15 protein-coding genes are annotated in these 22,669 nt (G+C 61.8%); 11 read left to right on the forward strand and 4 right to left on the reverse strand.

Annotated features, from left to right (window positions below; all coding sequences use genetic code 11):
• Positions 1 to 13 precede the first annotated feature (13 nt).
• The gene (locus FHU29_RS19515) at positions 14 to 2,266 is read left to right on the forward strand and encodes an ATP-dependent DNA ligase (RefSeq protein ID WP_064438456.1); all 2,253 of its coding nucleotides are present in this window, start codon (positions 14 to 16) and stop codon (positions 2,264 to 2,266) included.
• Here FHU29_RS19515 and FHU29_RS19520 read toward each other — a convergent pair.
• The gene (locus tag FHU29_RS19520) at positions 2,263 to 3,702 is read right to left on the reverse strand and encodes a glycosyltransferase 87 family protein (protein WP_157094863.1); all 1,440 of its coding nucleotides are present in this window, start codon (positions 3,700 to 3,702) and stop codon (positions 2,263 to 2,265) included. The two genes, FHU29_RS19515 and FHU29_RS19520, sit on opposite strands and share 4 nt — an antisense overlap.
• A gap of 109 nt (positions 3,703 to 3,811) precedes the next feature.
• Between FHU29_RS19520 and FHU29_RS19525 the strand changes: the two genes are divergently transcribed.
• From FHU29_RS19525 to FHU29_RS19535, 3 genes are read left to right on the forward strand one after another with little or no spacing between them, the layout of a single operon-like run.
• The gene (locus tag FHU29_RS19525; RefSeq protein WP_064438454.1) at positions 3,812 to 4,519 is read left to right on the forward strand and encodes a KOW domain-containing RNA-binding protein; all 708 of its coding nucleotides are present in this window, start codon (positions 3,812 to 3,814) and stop codon (positions 4,517 to 4,519) included.
• A 41-nt stretch (positions 4,520 to 4,560) separates the two neighbouring features.
• Positions 4,561 to 5,619 carry an ATP-dependent DNA ligase gene (locus FHU29_RS19530; protein WP_064438453.1) on the forward strand — a complete coding sequence of 353 codons (1,059 nt, stop codon included), beginning with the start codon at positions 4,561 to 4,563 and terminating at the stop codon, positions 5,617 to 5,619.
• On the forward strand, positions 5,616 to 6,644 hold the full coding sequence (locus FHU29_RS19535) for a DNA polymerase domain-containing protein (RefSeq protein ID WP_064438452.1): 1,029 nt from the start codon (positions 5,616 to 5,618) through the stop codon (positions 6,642 to 6,644). The genes FHU29_RS19530 and FHU29_RS19535 overlap by 4 nt, the downstream gene beginning before the upstream one ends.
• Here the strand turns inward: FHU29_RS19535 and FHU29_RS19540 are convergent.
• Positions 6,608 to 7,675: an alpha/beta hydrolase gene (locus tag FHU29_RS19540; protein ID WP_064438451.1), complete on the reverse strand. Its 1,068-nt coding sequence runs from the start codon at positions 7,673 to 7,675 to the stop codon at positions 6,608 to 6,610. The genes FHU29_RS19535 and FHU29_RS19540 overlap by 37 nt on opposite strands.
• 154 nt (positions 7,676 to 7,829) lie before the next feature.
• On the opposite strand from FHU29_RS19540, the gene FHU29_RS19545 reads away from it, so the two are divergent.
• The 3 genes from FHU29_RS19545 (at position 7,830) to FHU29_RS19555 (ending at position 11,598) form a co-directional block, all read left to right on the forward strand.
• The gene (locus FHU29_RS19545) at positions 7,830 to 9,224 is read left to right on the forward strand and encodes a WS/DGAT/MGAT family O-acyltransferase (protein ID WP_064438450.1); all 1,395 of its coding nucleotides are present in this window, start codon (positions 7,830 to 7,832) and stop codon (positions 9,222 to 9,224) included.
• Between the two features lie 146 nt (positions 9,225 to 9,370).
• A complete protein-coding gene (locus FHU29_RS19550) occupies positions 9,371 to 10,579 on the forward strand; it encodes an acyltransferase family protein (RefSeq protein ID WP_064438449.1) in 1,209 nt (402 codons plus the stop codon).
• 86 nt (positions 10,580 to 10,665) lie between these two features.
• Positions 10,666 to 11,598: a L,D-transpeptidase gene (locus FHU29_RS19555; RefSeq protein WP_074390702.1), complete on the forward strand. Its 933-nt coding sequence runs from the start codon at positions 10,666 to 10,668 to the stop codon at positions 11,596 to 11,598.
• A 9-nt stretch (positions 11,599 to 11,607) separates the two neighbouring features.
• Here FHU29_RS19555 and FHU29_RS19560 read toward each other — a convergent pair whose 3' ends face one another.
• Positions 11,608 to 12,168: a hypothetical protein gene (locus FHU29_RS19560; protein ID WP_064438447.1), complete on the reverse strand. Its 561-nt coding sequence runs from the start codon at positions 12,166 to 12,168 to the stop codon at positions 11,608 to 11,610.
• 72 nt (positions 12,169 to 12,240) lie between these two features.
• Positions 12,241 to 14,199: a M13 family metallopeptidase gene (locus FHU29_RS19565; protein WP_064438688.1), complete on the reverse strand. Its 1,959-nt coding sequence runs from the start codon at positions 14,197 to 14,199 to the stop codon at positions 12,241 to 12,243.
• A 146-nt stretch (positions 14,200 to 14,345) separates the two neighbouring features.
• On the opposite strand from FHU29_RS19565, the gene FHU29_RS19570 reads away from it, so the two are divergent.
• The 4 genes from FHU29_RS19570 to FHU29_RS19585 are packed head-to-tail and all read left to right on the forward strand — an operon-like array spanning position 14,346 to position 22,620.
• Positions 14,346 to 15,002, forward strand: a complete 657-nt coding sequence (locus tag FHU29_RS19570; protein ID WP_064438446.1) for a hypothetical protein — start codon at positions 14,346 to 14,348, stop codon at positions 15,000 to 15,002.
• Between the two features lie 13 nt (positions 15,003 to 15,015).
• Positions 15,016 to 17,016, forward strand: coding sequence for a flotillin family protein (locus FHU29_RS19575; RefSeq protein ID WP_064438445.1), 2,001 nt, complete (start codon positions 15,016 to 15,018; stop codon positions 17,014 to 17,016).
• Positions 17,013 to 21,974: a DNA repair ATPase gene (locus FHU29_RS19580; RefSeq protein ID WP_064438444.1), complete on the forward strand. Its 4,962-nt coding sequence runs from the start codon at positions 17,013 to 17,015 to the stop codon at positions 21,972 to 21,974. The genes FHU29_RS19575 and FHU29_RS19580 overlap by 4 nt, the downstream gene beginning before the upstream one ends.
• Before the next feature lie 25 nt (positions 21,975 to 21,999).
• The gene (locus FHU29_RS19585; protein WP_064438443.1) at positions 22,000 to 22,620 is read left to right on the forward strand and encodes a DedA family protein; all 621 of its coding nucleotides are present in this window, start codon (positions 22,000 to 22,002) and stop codon (positions 22,618 to 22,620) included.
• Positions 22,621 to 22,669 lie beyond the last annotated feature (49 nt).

Consider the following 22,669-nt stretch of genomic DNA (forward strand, 5'->3'; position numbering starts at 1 on the left):
ACGGAAGGCCTGTATGTCGAAACTGGTCATCGACGGGTATACCGTTGCACTCACGCATCTCGACAAAGTGCTCTACCCCGAAACCGGAACCACCAAGGGTGAGATTATCGCCTATTACGAGGCGATAGCTGCGGTGATGCTGCCCCACATTCGCGACCGCCCAGCCACCCGAAAGCGCTGGCCGGACGGGGTGACTGCGACGCCATTTTTCGAGAAGAACATACCGTTCTCCGCCCCAGACTGGATTCCGCGTCTTCCCCTCGAGCACAAGTCACGCACGGTGACGTATCCGCTGCTCAATTCCACTGCCGCGCTCGTGTGGATTGGTCAGCAGGCGGCACTGGAAGTGCATGTGCCCCAGTGGATCGCGCGGTCGGGAAAGCCGGGGCCAGCTAACCGGATCGTGTTTGACCTCGACCCCGGGCCAGGCACGACGCTGACGGACTGCGCGGTTGTCGCGAAACGTATTCGGGAGATCTTCCGCGAGATCGGCCTGGCTGTCTATCCGGTCACGTCAGGCAGTAAGGGACTGCACCTCTATGTACCGCTCGTAGATCCCGTGAGCTCCGCGCAGGCGTCCCGTGTTGCGCAATCCGTTGCGGCGAGTCTCGAACGTGCGCTCCCCGAACTGGTTACCGCCACCATGTCCAAAGCGGCGCGTCCCGGCAAAATCTTCGTCGACTGGAGCCAGAACTCAGCAGCGAAGACAACGATTGCGCCGTATTCACTACGGGGCCAGCCGCACCCGTTCGTCGCGGCCCCCCGATCCTGGGAAGAACTCGACGACCCGCACATCGAACACCTGACGTTTTCGGAGGTGCTGCGCCGAGTCGATGAATTCGGGGACCTGCTGTCGCCTGAGCGACCACGGCCAAGCGAGTCAGGCCCCGATCGGCTTGCTCTGTACCGGGCGAAACGCGACCGCGCGCTAACCCCGGAACCAGTCCCGGACCCGGGAGAGAATCTGAAAGATGACGAAAGCGAGCCGCTATTCGTCATCCAGGAACATCACGCGCGCCGACTGCACTACGACTTCAGGCTCGAACGCGACGGTGTGCTCGTCTCGTGGGCGGTGCCGAAGAACATCCCCGACACCCCGGATGTCAACCACCTTGCTGTGCAGACCGAAGAACATCCGATGGAGTACGGGAGCTTCGCGGGGGAGATTCCGCGTGGCCAGTACGGCGCGGGCAAGGTGGAGATCTGGGATCGCGGCACATACACGCTGGAAAAGTGGCGCGACGATGAGGTGATCGTCGAACTTCATGGGAAACGCGCCCAAGGCAGATATGCGTTGATCAAAACGGGCGGCAAGAACTGGCTGATGCACAAGATGAAGGCGCCAGACGCGACTCGCCGCGTGCGCGGCATACCGCGGGGCTTGTCTCCGATGCTTGCCAAGTCGGCGCCGATAAAGCGGCTTGATGCCGGGGAGTGGGCATTCGAGGGCAAGTGGGACGGTTACCGGGCGATCGCTGAGATCAGCGAGGGCACGGTGCGGCTGCTGAGCCGCAGCGGGATTGATGTGACGCGCGACTACCCACAACTGCGGCAACTCAGCGAGGGCCTGGGTGGTCATGAGGTGGTCCTCGATGGCGAACTAGTCGGTTTCGACGAAGAGGGGGTGACGAGCTTCGCGCGGCTCAGGGAAGCACCACGTGAGGCGACCTACCTGGTTTTCGATGTGCTTTATCTCGACGGCACCTCGCTGACGCGCAAACCCTGGTCCGACCGGCGGAAGGTGCTCGAAGCCATTGCTGGTCTCTTGCGGTGTGCGAGTGTTCCGCCGCTGCTCACGGGTTCGGCCGAGGAAGCGATCGCTGAGTCGGTTCAGCGAGGCTGGGAAGGCGTGATCGCGAAGCGCCGCGACTCGATTTATCTGCCCGGTCAACGAGGCACCGCCTGGCTCAAGCACAAGAACTGGCGGACCCAAAACGTCGTCGTGGGTGGCTGGAAACCAGGCGAAGGAGGCCATGGTGGCGGCATCGGCGCCCTACTGGTGGGAGTGATGCGGGATGGGAAGCTTCGCTACGCGGGACGCGTAGGAACGGGTTGGTCGGAGAAACAGCGCGCCGAACTGCTTGAGCGGCTGACGCTTCTGGTGCAGGAAAAGAGTCCGTTCGCCGACTGGGCAAGCGAACCTGAGTCGTCTGAAACACAATTGCGTGATGTTGTATGGGTCAGGCCCGAGATGGAGGGGACCGTGCGGTTCCAGGAGTGGACCAGCGCGCGACGGCTGCGCCACCCCGTGTGGATGCGTAGCTAACTTGGGGTTGACGCCCCGAAGCCAGCAGTTGCCCCGGACTTTTCGTGCCGGTGGTGCCTGATCGCCCGCGCTGTTCGAGACGCGCTGCGGGCGGAAGGCGGAACGACATTGCCACCGTCGGCAGGGATAGCCAGATTGCCTCGTTGCGGGTGTCTCTTTGCATTGTGGCGCGAGCGAAATGCGCGCGAACCGAGGATCGCGAGGACGGACACGACGATGACGAGGTAGATCAGGGGGTACGCCAAGCGAACGGTCGTGACGAGGGCAGGATTGGAAGGCAGAAGCATGAAAGTACCGATGGCGTAGAACACGCCCGCCGGTTGCGTGATATCGATGAACCGCTGAATCCAGCAGGCCACTGCGAGGAACAACGCGACAGGAAGCGCCCACATGACGCGGTGGCGCGAGGTCGCCGCGTAGTGACACAGAATTGCGAGCAGCGGAATGAACCACACCCAGTGGTGGCCCCAAGAGAATGGCGAAATCATGCAGGCGGTGAGTCCGGTAAGCGTCACAGCAAGTAGCTCTTGGCCTGACCGATGAGCGAGCCACATCGCGGTGAGTCCTAGCGCAAGTACCACCATCGTGACTGCTGCGACGCCGAGACGTGACGGCTCGGGTGTGCCGAGAATTTGTGCGAGTGCTCCTGTTATTGATTGATTCGCGGGGGAGTCGATTCTGCCCACCCGTTCTGCCTCGAACAACTTGCCCTGCCAGAATGTCAGCGCATCCCGGGGAATCACCGCAAACCCGATTGCCACTGTGGCAAGGAAAGCGACAACCGCCGTAGTAAACGCACGCCACTGCTTCGCAAGAAGCAGGTAGATAAAGAAGAAGGCTGGTGTCAGCTTGATCCCCGCGGCGATGCCAACGGTCCATCCGCGCAAGACGCTGCCTTTCGGGCGGGTGAGATCCCAGACGATAAGCAACATCAGGAAGATATTGATCTGTCCGTACCAGATCGTGGTGCGGACAGGTTCGAGCCACGTCGCAATCACCGTCAGATACGCGCTGATGACCAGCAACTGCCAGCCTGCCCGGTAGCCGAGCGCGCGCCACGAGAGAACAATAGTGAGCCACAATGCCGCGATCGTCGCGCCGGCCCACACGCCAACCAGCCAGGCCTTGTTCAGCCCGGCGAGGACGGTGAAGAGCACCGCGGCGAAAGGCGGATAAGTGAAGGGCAGATTACCGATGACGTTGCCCTCGTAAAGAGCCTGCCCTTCACGAACCAGGGAGCCGCCAGCCGCGTACACCTGAACGTCGACCATGTTCTGGAACAGGCCCCAGTGCGGGGCGCCGACCGGAATTACGCGAATATGGAAAGCAACGACGAACAGGGCCGCAAGGATAAGCCCGGCGTGCGCCCACCAGGGCAGGCGAAAGCGCCTTAGACCACCGCTGCTGTGGGCAGAATCTGCCATTCCGACTGCCATCGAACCCCCTGGACTGAGCATCCCGCGCTCGATAGCAGATTAGCGCCTGGATGTGACAATTCCGAACCTGGCGACGTGAGTTTTGAATTTCGCATTCACAATGTGGGGTATGGCAACGACACGAAAAGCCGCGAAAGCGACACGGCACCTCACCGATGATCAGCTCGTTGAGCTCTCCGAAGCGCTGAAGGAAGGCAAACGTGCCACGGTCTACCTGCGCGAGCCATTGCCGGGGCTGGGTCTCGAAGCGGGTGCGTCAGCCCGCGTCGTCTCGATAGACGGCAACACAGTGATCGTGCGCCCTCGCGGCGTGGACGATGAAATTCCGTTCGAAGCCGAAGAGTTGCGACGGACGAAAGCGGCCCCACCTGAACCCCCGAAACCGGCGAAGTCGCAGGCACCGCGCAAGCGTGCGCAGAAAACTCAGGCGCAAGCAGCGCCCGGGAAGTCAGCCCCAGTTAAGCAAGAAGCAGTGGAGGCGGCGCCCACGGAATCGCGAGCATCGCGAGCATCGGCTGCCCCCCGGCGTAAGTCTGCGCCAAAATCCGCCGCATGCGCGATTACTCTGCGCGCGGACGAGACTGGCTCGTGGACGGTCGAGGTGGAACGCCCCAGTGGGCAGCAGCTCAAACCCGCGTCTGTGACGCCGGACGCGGTCTTGCGTGCTGTCGAGGCACTGGGGCACCCCGCCGCTTTAAGAACCGCGCAAACCGCTCTCGACGCGGCGCGCGACGCGGCGGCACGGCGCGTTGAAGAGCTGAAACAGAAGCTGCTGGAGGCCGAGTCGGCGCTGCACTCCCTCAAGGACAAGAAGTAACTCGCTGACGTGGCCACGCATCTGATGCAAGGATTGGCAATGTGGATCTTCCGGTCATGCCTCCTATCGCGCCGATGCTGGCCAAGGCCGCCGGTGCCGTCCCTGAACAGGCGGACGATGCCGCGGCCGAACCCACCTGGCTGTATGAGCCCAAATGGGACGGTTTCCGTGCGATCGTGTTCCGGGACGGAGACGACGTAGTAATCGGCTCTCGTGGCGGGAAGGACCTCTCCCGTTACTTTCCCGAGGTCGTGGCTGCTGTTCGTGACGAGCTGCCAGGCCGGTGCGTCGTCGACGGCGAAATCGTCGTGCCGCAGAGCGCCGAAGGGGGCGCGCGACTGGACTGGGAAGCCCTTTCGGCGCGCATTCATCCCGCTGAACGCCGGGTGCGGCAGCTTTCCGTTGAGACACCGGCCTTGTTCGTGAGTTTCGACCTTCTCGCGCATCACGATCGCTCGCTGCTTGACGCCCCTTTCGGCGAACGGCGGGGGATGCTGACCGAACTGGCCGCAGCCGAGATCGGTCAGGCTAGGTGCCACGTGACCAGGGCAACTAATGACGCCGCGGTCGCGCAGCACTGGTTTGAGACATTCGAAGGCGCCGGTCTCGACGGCGTGATCGCGAAGCGGCTGGCGTCGCGGTACCTGCCTAACAAGCGGGAGTTGGTTAAGGTCAAGCATTCCCGTACGGCAGAGGCGGTCGTGATCGGGTATCGGCCGCACAAAAGCCAGCCGGGCGTCGGGTCGGTCCTCCTTGGCCTGTACGACGGAGACGAGCTCAAGATGGTCGGCGGAATGTCTGCTTTCACCAATGCCAAGCGAATCAAAATTCAAGAGGATCTTGACGTGATCCGCTCGGCGGACCGCGCGGAAGGTGAGGCTTCACGCTGGCGTGCGTCCGCTGACGCGGGCTTCGTCCCGGTGCGGCCTGAGCGAGTGGCTGAAGTTGCGTACGACCAGATGGAGGGCGATAGATTCCGGCATGCGGTGCGGTTCTTGCGATGGCGGCCAGACCGGGATCCCCGATCGTGCACCTATGACCAGTTGGAGGTGCCGGTTCGCTATGACTTGGCTGACGTCCTCGAAGGGAGCGCCCGGTGACGGCTGAACTGCTCGATATTGACGGTATCGAAGTCCGGTTGTCGAATCCGGACAAGATCTACTATCCGGCGCTCGGATCGAAGGGCGGGACGAAACGCCACCTCGTCGACTACTACCGCACGGTAGCGGAGCGCGGCGCGATTCTTACGGTCCTGCTTGACAGGCCCACGAACCTCCAGCGTTTTCCGGACGGCGTCGAGGGGGAAGAGATCTATCAGAAGCGGGTCCCGGCGCGACGGCCGCACCATGTCGAATCGTGCACGGTGACTTTTCCGTCCGGCCGGACGGCCGAGGCCTTACGCGTCAAGAGTGCCGCTGATGTCGTGTGGGCGGCCAATCTCGGTACCGTGACGTTCCATCCTTGGCCGGTCGTGTGTAGAGACACCGACCGTCCTGATGAGCTTCGGGTCGATCTCGATCCTCAGCCGGGTACTGGCTTCGCGGAAGCCCGAGTCGTCGCGCGCGACGCGCTGCTGCCGGTACTCAATGAACTTGGGTACGAGGGTTTCGTCAAAACCTCGGGCGGACGTGGGCTCCACGTGACCATTCCGATCGAACCCAAATGGGACTTCATCGAAGTGCGCCGGGCAGGTATCGCGCTGGCGCGCGAGGTTGTGCGCCGGAGCGAGGACCTAGCCACAGCGGCGTGGTGGAAGGAAGAACGCGGGAAACGGATATTCCTCGATTACAACCAGAACGCTCGGGACCGGACAGTCGCGTCAGCGAACGCGGCGCGTAAAACCCCGATCGCGACTGTTTCAGCTCCACTGACGTGGGACGAACTCGACGATGCCGACGCGGACGACTTCACGATCGCCACTGTTCCCGCCCTGCTCAGTGAGCGCGGTGATCCGCATGCGGACCTCCACAAGACGTCGTACTCGATACAAACACTGCTTGACTGGTTTGCCCGTGACGAGGAGCAGGGCGAGGGGGAACTGCCGTATCCGCCGAACTATCCGAAAATGCCTGGCGAACCGAAACGAGTTCAGCCGAGCCGAGACCGAGACCGGTTGAGGGACTGAACCGGTACCGCGTCGCGGACAAACCGTCCGATCTCTCGGATGGCGCGGGATGACTCGGGCACCAGGCCAGCAGCGGCCTGGAAAACGTGCACCTGCCGCTCCCACACCTGCAGGTGGCATGGCACACCGAAATGCGACAGGCGATCGGCCATCATTTCGGAATCGGAGAAAAGCATCTCCGTCGAACCGACTTGCAGCAGGGTGGGGGGCATACCCGACAGGTCACTCTCGACGGGGCATACTCGGGGCCCGGGTGTGCCATCGATAAGGAGGCGCTGCTCAACGCGATCAGCGTACTCCGTGAACACATTGAGGACGTCAGCGGCGAAAAGAGCGCATTTGTTGGCGTTCTCGTGCGCGAGCTTGGACGCTGGATTCAAGTTCGTGAGCGGGGAGAGTGCCACGAGGCCTGCTGGGACTGGAAGGCCCTGCGAGCGCAGAGCCAGCGTGACCATGAATGTGAGATAGCCGCCTGCGGAGTCGCCGCCGATGACGATCTGATCTGGGCGGTAGCCGCGGCGCAATAGCCAACGGTAGGCGGATACGCCGTCCTCGATCGCGTGATTGATCGTGTGCCTTGGCAGCATCCGGTAGTCAACGCTGAGTACGGGTGACTGCGCCGATGCGGAGATCAGGGAAACCATGCGGCGGTGTGTGCGCAGTCCGCACGTCACGAAGGCGCCGCCATGGAGGTAGAGGACGACGCGGTGGGTTGTGACATCTTCCGCGCGGATCCATTCGGCTTTGCACTGCGGCAGCTGGACCGGCCGGTAGCGCGTGCCCGGTACCGGAGGAAGCGCGGAACCTGCCAGATCAACGAGACCGGTGGGCCACGGTAAATGAGGCCATTTCGCCCACACGGAAAGCAGGGGGCGGACTGTGAGTCGCAGCGATGCCGCGAGTGCTGTCGCCTGTAGGCTTGCGCCGACGTAATTCTCGCGCACCACCGTGGTGTGCTGTGGAAACGCTTGCGCTGTAGCAGTGTTTCCCACGAGACGGAGGGGGCGGTTGTGTCGCATGGTGTTAGACATCGTCGCTCGCCTCCGTTCGTCTTTGTACGGGTTCAGGTCGAAGTAATGTACAACGAAAAATCGTGAAACACGCCACTTTGTTACACACTTGTTTCATTAAAGTTTCCACTAGGACGAATGATCGTCTGTTGCGCCCCGGGGGGATGGCGAACGTATGGCTCTGATGCTGCCGCAAGATTTCATGTTCCTCGCTATTGAGAGCCGTGAACATCCAATGCACGTTGGTGGACTCGAGCTCTTTTCGCCGCCGGAGGGTGCTGGGCCAGAGTTTGTCCGTGATCGCTATCAGCAGCTACTCGACACGCCGGAAGTGGCGGAGAAATTCCGGAGGCGGCCCGGCACTCCGTTCAACACTCCCCGTAATCTCTTCTGGGCAACTGATAGCGATATCGACCTCGACTATCACGTCCAGCTTTCCGCGCTGCCGCAGCCGGGCCGGATGCGGGAGCTCTTCGCCATGACATCGCGCTGGCACAGTCAGCTGCTCGATCGGCATCGCCCGCTCTGGGAGACCCACGTCGTGGAAGGGCTCGAGGACGGTCGGTTCGCGGTTTACACGAAGGTGCATCACGCGCTCATTGACGGTGTGTCCGCCCTGAAAACGCTGCAGTCAGTGCTCCTGGAAGATCCGGATGCCACCGGAGCGCCATCGCCCTTTGCGCAGCGGCCACGGAAGTCCATTCTGAGTAAAAAGTCGATGTTCAACCCACTGGGCCTGGCGAAATCAGGGGCCGACCTTGTTGGCGATGTGGCTGGCGGAGTGCCCGCCGCAGCACGGATCGGCTGGCAGGCTGTGCGCGAGCGAGACATGGTTCTGCCGCTGCGTGCGCCCCGGACAATGCTTAACGTACCGATCGGCGGTGCACGCCGATTCGCCGCACAGTCGTGGCCGATCGACCGGATCAAAGCTGTCGGCAAAGCGGCAGATTGCACTCTCAACGACGTCGTTCTGGCAATGTGCGGAAGCGCATTGCGTGACTATCTTCTCAGTCAGAATGCGCTGCCCGAAGACCCGCTCATCGCCATGGTCCCCGTTTCGCTGCATAGTCTTGTGGAAGAAGATTCCGGCGGGAACGCCGTGACGAGTGTCCTGGCGAACCTGGGCACCCATCTTGATGATCCGATCGACCGTCTCGAATGCATTACAAATTCGATGCGGCAGGCAAAGCGAATGCTTACCGGATTGAGTCCATTGCAGGCAATGGCAGTAGGTGCATTCATGGTGGCCCCGCTGGCGTTCGCGCCACTTCCCGGCTATGTAACGCACGCGCCTCCGCCGTTCAACGTGGTCATCTCGAATGTTCCAGGACCCCGGGTGCCGTTGCACTGGGACGGCGCTCGCCTCGACGGCATCTACCCACTGTCGATCGCGATGGACGGCCTGGCCCTGAACATCACTCTGACCAGCAATGCTGGCAACCTAGACTTCGGCGTGGTCGGTTGCCGCAAGTCGGTGCCGCACCTGCAGCGCATCCTCACCTACCTCGAGGATGCACTCGTGTCACTTGAGCAACGAGTAGATAACAGTTCAGCAACGTCGCTTTTGTGAGATTGGTTTCACTCGTCTTCCTTTGAGCGGCCTGGGATCTTAGTCTTTCCTCAGGTCGGAGCGCCGCTAATTCTCGATTTTGGCTGGCCGGACCGCACAGGCGCAACTCGCCCGGCCACAAGCAGCTCACCCAGGGAGATGATGGAATGCTGGCGTCACCGCAGAGGGGTACCGCACTGGCAGAACCAGTCGCGGCGCCTGAACCGGAGTTGACGCACTCGGTCTCCCGTCGGCCGATGTCCCCGGCCGTAGTCGGGCGGCCGCCCGTCCAGCCTGCTCCCGCGAAGGCGGGGCCTGTCAAGGCGGAGCCAGTCCCGGCCGAGCCCGTGAAGAAGGCAGCTAAGCCGCGAGTCGAGTGGGTCGACATCGCGAAGGGCATGACCATCGTCATGGTCGTCCTGCTGCACGCGGTCAACATGCTCGTCACGAAGGATCTCGCGCCTGATTTCTGGCGAACAGTCAACGGTGCGCTCCAGCCGATCCGTATGCCGCTGTTCTTCGTGGCCTCAGGATTGTTCGCGCAGGGTATGGTCTCGATGACCTGGCCGAAGATGCTTCGCAGCCGCGTCGCCCATCTCTTCTATCTGTATGCGCTTTGGCTGGTCATCTTCTTTGCCGTGCACAACGTACTTCCAGCTGAGGTGCGTCACGGCGGCTATGCGACATTCTCGAACGTCATCAATGGCTTATACCTCCCGAATAGCGCACTGTGGTTCATTTACGGTCTGGCCGTCTTTGCGGTGACCGCAAAGCTGATCCTGAAACTGCCCATCACAGTTCAACTAGGCCTTGCGCTCGCGCTGAATGTGTACTCGCAGTACTTCCCAGTGGTCAGCTGGTCATGGAACAACCTCGCTGAATACTTTGTGTACTTCCTGCTCGGCCTGCACGCTCGCACAATCATCATCAAGATGAGTAACCGCAACACGGTGCTCTGGATCGCCGGTGCAGCCGCCCTCTACGCTGGCGTTTACTACATTCTCGGCGGGGCGACGCCGATCGACGTTCCTGGACTGCAGGTGATGATCTCGACCGCGGGCCTGATCGCAGGAGTCCTCGTCGCCTCGAGGCTTGTCGGCACCTGGTTCGGCGGTGTCCTGAACACGATCGGCAGAAACACCCTGCCGGTCTATCTGATGCTGGACATCATGATTTCAATCCTGGTCTACGCGCTGGTCAAGATCACCGTCGTCTCCAACCTCCCCGCCGTCCAGGTCATCGCCCCGCTGCTCGTCGTGATCGGCACAGTGGTCCTCGCGCTGTACGTCCACAAGGCGCTGATAGCACTGCGCCTTACCTGGCTCTTCGAACTGCCGCCCCGACTGCGGGGCACTGCGGTCAAATCGCCTAGCTAAGCGCCCAGGCTGCCGTATTCGCCGGATTCACCGTGGGGTTAAATAGCCTCACGGTGTTTGTGGGAAAGGGGAGTCCGGTGAAACTGATGCGCAGAATTGCGGCCCTTGGGCTGGGCGTGGCGCTAGCGGTCGGGATATCTGGGGGAACGGCCGCGGTTGCGCACGCCAACCCAGGTGGAAATGGGTTCGCCGACTGGTGGACCGAACTCGGACTCCCGGGCCCTGCCCCAGATGTGGCGCTACCGCCAGGACTTCTGCCACCACCTGCACCGCAGACTCCAGGTGCGCCGCACGTTCCCGGACCGGTCGCTCCCGCACCGTTCACATCGGCGGGGATCAATCCAGCCGCTGGCGAATTGGTGGGCGTTGCCCAGCCGGTCATCATCAATTTTCCTGCGCCGATCAGTGACCGGGCCGCAGCGGAGCGGGCGATCAGCGTGACGTCGGCCCCGCCCGTCAGCGGCCGTTTCATTTGGTTCTCCAACTCTCAAGTCAGGTGGCGCCCGCACGAATTCTGGCCGGCACACGCTCAGGTAAGCGTGGTCGCGGGGCCGTCGCGCTCGAATTTCAGAACAGGTGACGCCACGATCAGCGTTGCCGACGACGTCACGAAAACCATTACTGTCACGCGGAATGGTCAGGTCGTCAGGACCATGCCGGTCTCCTTTGGGAAGGACCGTACCCCCACTCCGAATGGCACCTACATCATCGGTGAGCGGCATCGCCACATGGTGATGGACTCGTCCACGTACGGTGTGCCAGTTGATTCGCCGGACGGATACCGCATCGATGTCGAGTACGCCACTCGAATGTCGAATAGCGGCATCTTCGTGCACGCCGCGCCGTGGTCACTCCAGCACCAGGGGGTTCGCAACGTCAGCGCTGGCTGCCTGAATGTGTCGACAGATGATGCCCGCTGGTTCTACGAGAACACGCGTAAAGGTGACCCGGTGATTGTCCGCAACACCATCGGGGGACGACTGAACGGCTGGGACGGCCTCGGAGACTGGATGCTCTAGCCGGGCCAGTCACGCCTCTTCGGGGCCTGCTTCCGGGGAGGAAGCGGACCCTGAAGACTTGCGGCGGCGCAGCGGGAACCGCGCGACGAAATCACCAACAGCGCCGCCTGGCGCGACAAGCTCCTGGAGCGTCGCGATCCGGGTGTTGAGCGCATCGAGTGCGGGGCCGATGCGGTCGAGGGCCGGTCCCAGTCTGTCGAGCGTGTCTGTCAAGGCGATAAGGCGCTCAAGAGTGTCACGCTCAGTCATCTTCGACAGAAGACCTTCCCGCTCAAGCAGACGGTCGAGAGGGCCGTCGTGCTCGATGATCCGCTCGAGCACACCGTCTTCGTGCGCGAGTCGCTCGAGCAGGCCGCCGCGCTGCAGCATCCGGTCGAGTGGACCGTTGGGGTCGAGCATCCCGCTCTGGATGATGTGTTGCAGGACGGAAAGCTGTCCGCGAACATCGACGGCACTGGCGGTTTCGGATGCACGATTCCCAAAATCCGACACCGCGCTGGACGCGGTTTCCCGGGCTGCACGTGTCACCGATTCGACCACGCGAATCGGCGCGGTGAGTAGTCCAAACATTGTCACTCCGGGTGCCGGTGTTATGGCCGTAGTCGGCCGGGGCCATGTACGCAGCAAGCGTAGTGCAAGGGCCTACCAGATCTTTACCCGCTCGGATTCTTCCAGGAAGAGTCCATCAGCTTCCGTGACGTCGAATGCTTCGTAAAAGTCTTCGATGTTTCGCAAGACGCCGTTGCACCGGAATTCCGGTGGGGAATGGGGGTCAGTTGCGAGTCGGCGCTCAGCTTCCTCGTTACGTACCTTCGCGCGCCAGACCTGCGCCCAGCCGAAGAACACGCGCTGCAGTCCGCTGAGGCCATCCAGGGTCGGGGCATCGGACCCATTGGTTGCGATCTTGTACGCTCTGAGCGCGATTGCCAGCCCACCGAGGTCGCCGATGTTTTCGCCGATCGTGAAGTCGCCGTTGACCTTTTTTCCGGGCAGTGCCTTGGGTTCGAATTCGCTGTACTGCGCGATGAGCTTCGCGGTCCGTTTTCCGAACTCCTCGCGATCCTGGTCGGTCCACCAGTTGACCAAGTTGCCGTCACCGTCGTACTTCGAGCCCTGGTCGTCGAAACCGTGCCCGATCTCGTGGCCGATCACCGCGCCGATTCCACCGTAATTCGCAGCGTCGTCAGCGTCGGGGTCGAAGAATGGCGGCTGAAGGATCGCTGCGGGAAAGACGATTTCGTTCATCCCAGGGTTGTAGTACGCATTCACTGTCTGTGGCGTCATGAACCACTCGCCACGGTCAACGGGCCCGCCTAGCTTTTCGAATTCTCGGTCGTGTTCGGCGGCGCTACCGCGACGAACATTCCCATAAAGATCGGCACGCTCGATCACGATGCTGGAGTAGTCTTTCCACTCATCTGGATAGCCGATCTTTGGAGTGAACTTCTCGAGCTTGCCCAGCGCGGCTTTCCGGGTCTCTGGGCTCATCCATTCGAGTGTGGAAATGCTCTGCCGGTAGGCCTCGATGAGGTTGTCGACGAGCTGCTCCATCCGGGACTTCGCGGCCGGCGGGAAATGCCGGTCGACGTACAGCTTGCCCACTGCCTCGCCGAGCAGGTGCTCAACCAGGGAAACCCCGCGCTTCCAGCGATCTCGGAGAACTTCCGCGCCGCTCAGTGTGCGGCCATGGAAGTCAAAGTTCGTTTCGACGATCTCGTCAGTCAGGTACGGGGCCCGAGTGTTGATGATCCGCCACATCATCCACGACTTCCAGGTCGCGAGCGGCACCGCGGACCAGAGTTCACCGAGAGTTCGGAGGAAGTCAGGCTGCCGCACCACGACTTCGGCGAACTGCGTGTCGGTGGCATGCAGCCCGGCGATCCAGGCCTGCCAGGGAAACGAGGGTGCGAGTTCACGCAGCTCGTCCAGAGTAAGCAGGTTATAGCTCAGCTCAGCGTCGCGGCGTTTCACCACGTCCCAGTGACCACCGGCGAGCTGTCGCTCGAGTCCGAACACGTCGGCCGCATTCTGGTCCGCGTCACACAGTGCGAACATGCGCTCGATATGCGCGATGTACTTGTCTCGCACATCGGCATGCCGCTCGTCCCGGTAATACGATTCGTCCGGCAAGCCAATGCCGGACTGCGACAGATGCACGAGGTATCGATCGCTCTTCTTCGCGTCGGTGTAGATGTAGTAGCTGATCGGCCCGCCGGTGCCTGCCCGCTGCATCTCTCCCATAAGCCGGCCGAGTTCCTCGGGATCAGCGGCCGCGGCGACGGCGGCGAGTTCATCCTGCAATGGCGTGAGCCCCAGTGCGTTGACCCGGTCGGTGTCCATGAAGCTGGCGTAGAGGTCGCCGATCAGCTGCGCATCCGAACCAGAATCGGCGCGAGACGCGGACGCTTCTTCGATGATGGTGCGTACGTTCTCTTCTGCTTCGTCGAAGATCTTGCGGAAGGCGCCATCGAGCGCCCGGTCGGCCGGGATCTCGTGTTCTGCCAGCCATTTCCCATTGACATGCTCGAACAGGTCATCTTGCGGCCGCGTTGCGACATCACGGTGGGCCAGATCGATACCGGATTTAGCTGTGCTACTCACCCCCTCATCTATACCTGTTGTGGTGTCAAGCCGCACCGCCCAGCTGTTTTCCGTTCCAGTTGTGAGCCTTCTGCGAGTATGGAACGATCCAAGATCGGGGGAGAAGTTGAGCGTGCGCGCATGATGCTGGAGGGGGCAAGACGACGGTGAGCAACCTTCTTGATGCTGCGCTGAGCTTTCCCGCGGTGCTCTTTACGTTCGCTTTCGTGGTTGTGATCGGCTACTGGCTTCTAGTTCTGGTAGGCGGTCTGGGCCTCGACGTCTTCGAGGGGGACACGGAGGCCGCGGAAGCAGAGCCCTCTGGCTGGATGAAAGGGCTGGACCTCGGTGGGGTTCCTCTGACGGTCGCGCTCTCTCTGTTCGTCGCATTCGCCTGGCTGGTCAGCATCATCGGTTCGGTAATGCTGGGAGGCGTGAACCTGGCGGGCGCCGCTGCCGCCGCGGCGCTCATCGGTGTGCTTATTGCGGCCGTGGCGATCGGTGCGATCACCACAAAGCTTTTCATTTCCCCGCTCAAGCGGGTCTTCCGGCACGTTCCGGCACAGTCCCGTTCGGATTTCGTCGGCAAGATCTGCATCATCCGGACCAGTTCGGTGGGGCCGGACTTCGGGCAGGCCGAAGTCACATCGCCCGATGGTTCGTCCGCTCTCGTGCAGGTTCGGCAGACGGCTGAGCATGCTGCGGAAACCCCGCTCAAGGCGGGGACTTCTGCTTTGATTTACGACTACGACGCTGACGGCGAGTTCTTCTGGGTGGCGCCGGTGGATCCCGCTCTCGACAACTTCACACCTGGACAGGCTTGAGGAAGGGAACACCGTGGATACGATCGCCACCAGCTTCGGGATAGTGTTTGCCGCTATCCTGCTGACCGCTTTGGCGGTCCTGTTCATGGTTACGAGGCTGTACAAGAAGGTTCATCAGGGCAGCGCTCTGATCGTCTCGAAGCTGAAGAAGGTGGACGTCACCTTCACCGGCACAGTTGTGCTGCCGATATTGCACAAAGCCGAGACAATGGACATCTCGGTTAAGACGATCGACATCGAACGAACCGGTCATGACGGGTTGATTTGCCGCGACAACATCCGCGCAGACATCCGCATCACGTTCTTCGTGCGTGTCAACAAGACAATTGAGGACGTCATCAAGGTCGCGCAAGCGATCGGCACTGAGCGGGCAAGCGATCAGACGACGCTGCAAGTCTTGTTCAACGCCAAATTCTCTGAGGCGCTCAAGACTGTCGGTAAGCACCTCGATTTCGAGGACCTTTACACCAAACGCGATGAATTCCGTGATCAGATCGTCCGCGTCATCGGAACTGATCTCAACGGGTACAGCCTCGAGGACGCAGCGATCGACTACCTCGAGCAGACACCCATGTCACAGCTCGATGCGAAGAACATCCTCGACGCGCAGGGTATTCGCAAGATCACCGAGCTGACAGCAATAGAGAACGTCCGCACCAACGACTACCGGCGCAACGAAGAGAAGGAAATTACCCGGCAGAACGTCGAGGCGCGTGAGGCAATCCTTGAACTCGAGCGGCAACAGGCTGATGCGGAAGCCAAACAGCGCCGCGAGGTAGATACCGCACAGGCACGCGAGACCGCGGAAACTCAGCGCGTGCAGGCAGAAGAGCGCCTCAAGTCGGAGAGTGCACGGTTGCGCACTGAAGAGCAGATTGGTGTGCAGGCCCAGAACCAGCAGCGCGAAATCGCCGTTGCAGAGAAGAACCGTGAACGTGTGATCGCGGTTGAAACGGAGCGGATCGAGAAGGATCGCCTGCTCGAGGTCATCAACCGCGAGCGTGAGACCGAACTGCAGCGGATCGCGAAGGATCGCGAAGTGGAGACTGAGCGCCGCTCGGTGTCGGAAGCAACCCGCGAGCGCATTGCGGTCGACAAGACCGTCGCTGAGCAGGAAGAGAGTATCAATCGCTTGCGCGCGGTCGAGGCCGCTGAGCGGGACCGCCAGGCTGTGGTGATTCGGGCCGAGGGTGAGGCGCAGGAGAACCTCGTCAAAGACATCAAGGCCGCCGAGGCCGCCGAGACGGCAGCTAAGCACAAGGCCAAAGAACGGCTCACACTCGCCGAAGCAGCACAGCAGGCCGCGGAACTTGATGCGCGTGCGAAGATCCGGCTCGCGGAGGGGCAGCAGGCCGAGGTAGCCGCATCGGGTCTCGCTGACGTACAGGTCCGGGAGCGCAACGCCGAAGCGATCGAAAAGGTTGGTCGCGCCGAGGCGCAGGTCGAGCGTGAGAAAGCGCTTGCCGGTGCTGACGCCATTCGTGAGAAGCTCAAAGCGGAGTCTGAGGGACTCACCGAGAAGGCTGACGCCATGGCGAAGCTCGACGACGCTACCCGGGATCACGAAGAGTACCGGCTGCGCCTCGAGATGGAGAAGGACATCCGCCTCGCGGGCATCGACGTTCACCGTCAGGTCGCCGAGCATCAGGCAGCCGTTCTCTCTGCGGGGCTCAAGGAAGCGGACATCAATATCGTCGGTGGCGAAAGTGTGTTCTTCGACCGGCTCATCGGTTCGATCGCGCTTGGTAAGGGAGTCGACGGTTTCGTGAACAACTCCGAGGTTGCGCAAACACTCGGTCAGGGCTGGTTCGACGGCTCCCAGAGCTTCTCCGAAGACATTTCGCGTGCGCTGGCAGCTGCGGGCACGGAGGACGTCAAGAATCTCACCGTCTCGGCTCTGCTGCTGAAGTTGATCAATGAGGGGAGCCCGCAGTCTGACAAGCTGCGTCAACTACTCGGCAACGCGCGCAAGCTCGGTCTTGCCGACACCCCGGTGACGCAAGTCAACCCATGACGGCCACTGCATCATCCACCGGCGAGGCGGACCTCGATGGCGGCACCTACGAAGTGCTCCGTAGCCGCCTCGCCCAGCATGCTGCAGAACTCGCGCGCCGAGCGGAGTCGCTCAATGCGCAGCGAGTCGAGGCGTTTGGCGGTTCTGAACTCCGCCTGATCGGGACGGAACGCATCCGAACGGAGCACAACTGCGTTCCGCGCGACATTGTCGCGCTGCCGGCGGGGAGCGACGAGGGCGGGCTGATGCTCTTCGGCTATAACGTCTTCATCGGTCTGAAGCCAGAAACCACAGTGGAGGACGTGTTCTCGCTACATCGGTTCGTCCGTGAAGGCGACACGTTCCGCTTCGAGGACGCTTCAGGTGAGATGCCAGGGCTGCTGAGTGACAGCACCTTTCAGCGTCACTTCGCCGAACTGTACCGCTACTACCGAGAGACACGCCTGCTGCAGCTACGCAGGGTCGAAGGCAAGTTGCTCGCTGTTTTTCAGACCGGGGTGCGGACTGAGGACGTCAAGGTACTGCGGTGGCGCATCAGCACCGACGGGTCAGTCACCTATATCGATAACCGTGGCGAGCGTGACCACGTTTTTCCAGCCCAGCATGATTTCGAGTGGGTTGAGACAACCCGGGACGATCATGTGCTTGGCCGCCACCCACACATTTCCATTCTCGGTGAGGTCTTCGTCGAGACCGTGCGCGGCAACCTCACTATCAAGGTCGAAGACAACACGGCAACGGGCGAAGGAATTTACGAGGAGCCAGTTGACGAGCCGCTGCAGAGCCTTGCCGACGCGGACGTGCATTTCGCAAAAGTCGGGCCACTCATCATCTTGAAGATCCGGCCATACAATGAAAAAGACTGGCGCTATCTGGTTTTCAACACACGGACGCACGATATCGCCAGGCTTGACGGCATTGGGCAGTCTTGCAGACGGCTCCCGGAGGACCAGGGCCTGATCTTTCCGGGCGGTTATTATCTCGAGACCGGCCTTGCGCGAACGTTCGATACTGACACCGCTGACCTCGAGTTTGAGCGCGTCGTTCGCTCGAGTAACGGTGAGGACGTCTTGTACGCTTTCCACGCTCGGCGCGAGGGGCGGACCCTCCTGCTGCCGTACAACGTGATCCGCAAGGAAGTCGCGAATCCGGTCCCGTGCCACGGCTATTCGTTGTTCGACGACGGCACAGCCGTCGTGTTCCGTGCCGACTCAGACGAGCCAACCCGTGTGCATCCCATGCAGGTCTGGCAGACGCCGTATGAATCCGATGTGTACGCGGCGGCTCAGCCCGCGGGTTCCGGACCGCTTGAACGCATCGGCAATGCGGACCTTGTGCGCGGTATTTCGGATTGCCTGTCCGTTGCGCGCATGGTGGACGAGATGGCGCCTGCGACAGCTGTTTTCGAAGCGATGATTGCCGCATGCCGGCGCACTGCAGATAGCTACCACTGGCTGGGTGATGAGAGCGCTGGGGATCTCCTTGAGCCGCTGTCGGACCTCCAGTCCACTGCTGAACGGGTGATAGACGAATTCGAGAAGGTCTCCGCGCTGACAGTGCAGGCATCGAAGGCTGTCGACGAATCGGAAGCCGAAATCGGATCACTGATCCGGATGAGCAGGGGCAGTGCACCGCGCTCGGCAGATGGCTGGGTATCGCTCCTCGCGGATCTGCGGAAACAACAGGGTCACATCGTCACATTGCGGGACCTGCGTTACGTCGATGAGAAGCGACTGGACTCACTCGATGAGCAGCTCTCTGAAGCTCTCGACGGCTCAGGCCGGCGGGCTGTGGAGTTCCTGAGCGGCGAGGACGCGTTTGAGAGTTTCCACCGAGACATTGAGCAGCTGATCGACGATGCGGACCGCATCGAAACTGTCGCGGAAGCCAAGCCTGTGACGGAGCGGCTCTCTGAGCAAGCCGACGGATTGCAGGTAGTGACCCAGATTGTTTCCTCCCTGGATATCGGGGACGCAGTGGTTCGCACCCACATTTTGGAGCGCATCGGTGAAGTACTCGGTGGAGTGAATCGGGCGCGTGCGACCGTTGAATCGCGACGCAAGGATCTGCTGACGCGCGAAGGCCGTGCGGAATTCGCTGCCGAGTTTGGACTGCTCGGGCAAGCAATCACCGGGGCGCTCGCAGTAGCTGAAACACCCGACGCGTGTGATGAACAGCTCGGCCGCCTCCTGCTGCAGCTCGAAAATCTCGAGTCGCGTTTCAGCGAGTTCGACGACTTCCTCGACGAGCTCAGCAGTAAACGCGAAGACGTCTATGAGGCTTTCTCCTCGCGGAAACAGGCGCTTCTGGACGAGCGCTCACGCCGCGCGGACCGGCTGGTGGACTCGGCGCAGCGCATCCTCGCGTCGGTCAGCCGCCGCGTCGCTGGCATGGACACTGTCGACGAGGTCAACACGTATTTTGCGTCTGACCCGATGGTGGCGAAGCTGCGCAGCCTCGCCGACGAGTTACGCGGTATCGGCGATTCGGTCCGTGCTGAGGAAATTGATGGCCGAATCAAAGCAGCGCGCCAGGAAGCTGGCCGTGCCCTTCGTGACCGGCAGGATCTGTATGGCGACAGTGGCGAAACCATCAGGCTCGGGAAGCACCGGTTCGCGGTCAACACGCAGGCAATCGACCTGACCCTCGTTCCACACTCGGTGGACGGCGAGACTCGGATGTCCTTCGCTATTACGGGCACGGACTACCGGTCTCTTGTGGCTGACCCCGAGTTCGCCGCCACTGCTCCCTACTGGAATCAGCTGCTCGTCTCGGAAACCAGCGACGTCTACCGCGCGGAGTTCCTTGCGACCTCGTTGCTGGCTGACGCGGAGCGCGAGGGCAAACTCGACGAACTCCATGAAGCGCTCGTGGCGGAGGGTGAACTCGCCGCCTACGTGCGCAGGGCAGCGGAATCTCGATATAACGAAGGCTACGAGCGTGGTGTACACGACCACGACGCCACCGCAATTCTCAGCGAGTTGCTGCGCCTGCACGCCGGTGCCGGGCTCCTGCGGTTCCCTCCCGGAGCGAGATCAGCTGCACAGCTTTTCTGGGCGTTTGATGCACGCCCCGACCGCCGCGCCGCGTGGACTACCCGCGCCGCGTCCCTGGCGCGAGCTCGCTCATCGTTCCGTCGCCCGGACGCGGTCGACGCGCTGGCGAGGGAACTGAACGGCGCGGTGGCTGCTTTCGTCGAGGAGCGCCGGATCCCCGTGGCTGATGCAGACCTCGAACTTGTTGGTGAATACCTGTTCGAAGAGCTCGCAACGGGTGCGCCACGCTTTGTGACGAGTTCTGGTGCGCGCACCCTGGTTGACCGGTTTCATCGGGCTCTCGGTGGTTCGGTCGCCAAGTCTCGCCTGGACTTCGATGAGGATCTGCGTTCGCTTGCCGATGACGTGACTGCCCGATATCAGCTTGTGCGCGCGTGGCTGTCGGCGTATCTGGCGACTGAGGACGCTGGCGAGATGGTTGCTGATCTCGCTGAGGCTATCGCGATAGAAGTGTGTGGTAGCGCTGTCGACCGGTATGAGTCCTCCGCATCTCTCACCGGCGTGGCTGAGCCGATGCTCGGATCGCATCCGCGCATCCACGACCGCAAGTTCGCGTTCCGGCTCGATGATCTGCTGTCACATACGCGTCACTATCGCGCGGTCCGGGTACCGGGGTTCCGCGCCTTCCAGCAGCAGCGGAACGCCCTCGTCGGGACGGAACGGAAAAAGCTGCGCCTCGACGAGTACACGCCTACGGTGATGAGCGGGTTTGTGCGCAACAGACTGCTCGACGACGCGTACCTACCGCTGATTGGTGACAACCTCGCAAAGCAGCTGGGAGCCACTGGCGACAGTCGCCGGACCGACCAGTCAGGGCTGCTTCTGCTGATCTCCCCTCCGGGCTACGGTAAGACGACCCTGATGGAGTACGTAGCGAATCGCCTCGGCGTTGTTTTCGTCAAGGTGAACGGTCCCGCGCTAGGGCACTACGTCACCTCCGTCGACCCGGCTGAAGCGCCCAATGCGACTGCACGTCAGGAAGTTGAGAAAATCAACTTTGCTTTGGAAATGGGCAATAACGTCTTGCTCTATCTCGACGACATCCAGCACACTTCACCGGAACTGCTGCAGAAGTTCATCTCCCTTTGTGACGCGCAACGGCGAATGGAAGGCGTCTGGAACGGGCGGACGCGCACGTACGACATGCGTGGGAAACGGTTCGCGGTGTGCATGGCCGGTAACCCGTACACCGAGCAGGGCAAGCGCTTTCGGGTGCCCGACATGCTGGCGAACCGTGCGGACGTCTGGAACCTGGGTGACGTGCTCTCTGGGCGAGAGCATCTTTTCGCCCTCAGCTACATAGAGAACGCGCTGACCTCAAACTCAGTGCTCGCTCCGCTGGCCGCCCGGGACAGATCGGACATTGACCTCCTCGTACGCCTCGCAGGTGGGGATAGCACAGTCCGCCCCGATCAATTGTCGCACCCGTATTCAGCCGCGGAACTCGATGAGGTGCTCGCGGTGATGAGCAAGATGATCCGGGTCCAAGAGATTGTGCTTGCCGTCAACCAGGCCTACATCGCGTCCGCGGCGACAGCCGACGCGAACCGGACCGAGCCGCCATTCCAGTTGCAGGGGTCGTACCGGAACATGGGCCGCCTCGCGGAACGAATCGCGCCGGTGATGAATGATGAGGAGCTTGAAGCGGTCATCGACGACCATTACCTCGGCGAGGCGCAAACTCTCACCTCCGGTGCGGAATCGAATCTGCTGAAGCTGGCAGAACTCCGCGGCCGACTCGCCCCTGAGCAGCAACAACGCTGGGAGGAAGTGAAGGCAGGCTTCCGGCGAGCCCAAGCGCTGGGCGGTGCGGAGGACGATCCCATGGCCCGTGCTGTCGGCGCAGTGGGGCTCCTCGCGGATCGCGTTGGGGGAATTGAATCCGCCCTGCGGGAACGCTGAGTTGGCGCTGTGACACGATTGCCGGGTGGAAGTTCACATTGTTGAGCTGTTTCACGGGCTAGCGGCGCAGCACCCGGGCCTTGTAGCGGTAATATTCGCTGCCTTAATGATGGTGCACACCACCGCCTTCGTGGGCCCGTTCGTTCCTGGTGACATCACGGTTCTCATCGCGGGTGTCAGTATCGACCACCCAGCGCAGCTGATTTCCGTGATTCTCGCGGGCATCGCAGGATGTTTGCTGGGCGCGACATCCGGCTTCTTCCTCGGTGCTGTTTTTGGCAGCCGGATCAAGGAGTGGGCAGCTAGGCACCCACGCTGGCATCGAGCGTGGGAACGCACGGAAAGATACCTTCATGGCGGTGGCGGCGGCCCGCTCATCGCGCTGGCGATCGTGCTTCCTCTGATGCACTGTTTCGCGCCCTTCATCGCCGCTGCGCACGGAATTTCCTATCGGCGTGTGATCGCGTGGTGGGCTATCGGTGCAGCAGTGTGGATCGGGATTTTCGCGTCCTTCGGTGCGATCGCGGGTGGTTTGGTGCGCAGCGATCCAGGGGCAGCAGCCGCGGTTGCGGGCATTGTTGCGGCGGTTGTGGTCGCGGTGGTGCTCGGAATTCACACGTTGTTGCAGCGCAGGTTGGCCGACTAGCTGCCGTTACGGATTTGTAGGAAAGTGGTGCTGAGCAGACAACACCTAT

The sequence above is a fragment of the Hoyosella altamirensis genome, from assembly GCF_014191505.1.
In the GTDB taxonomy this organism is placed as follows: domain Bacteria; phylum Actinomycetota; class Actinomycetes; order Mycobacteriales; family Mycobacteriaceae; genus Hoyosella; species Hoyosella altamirensis.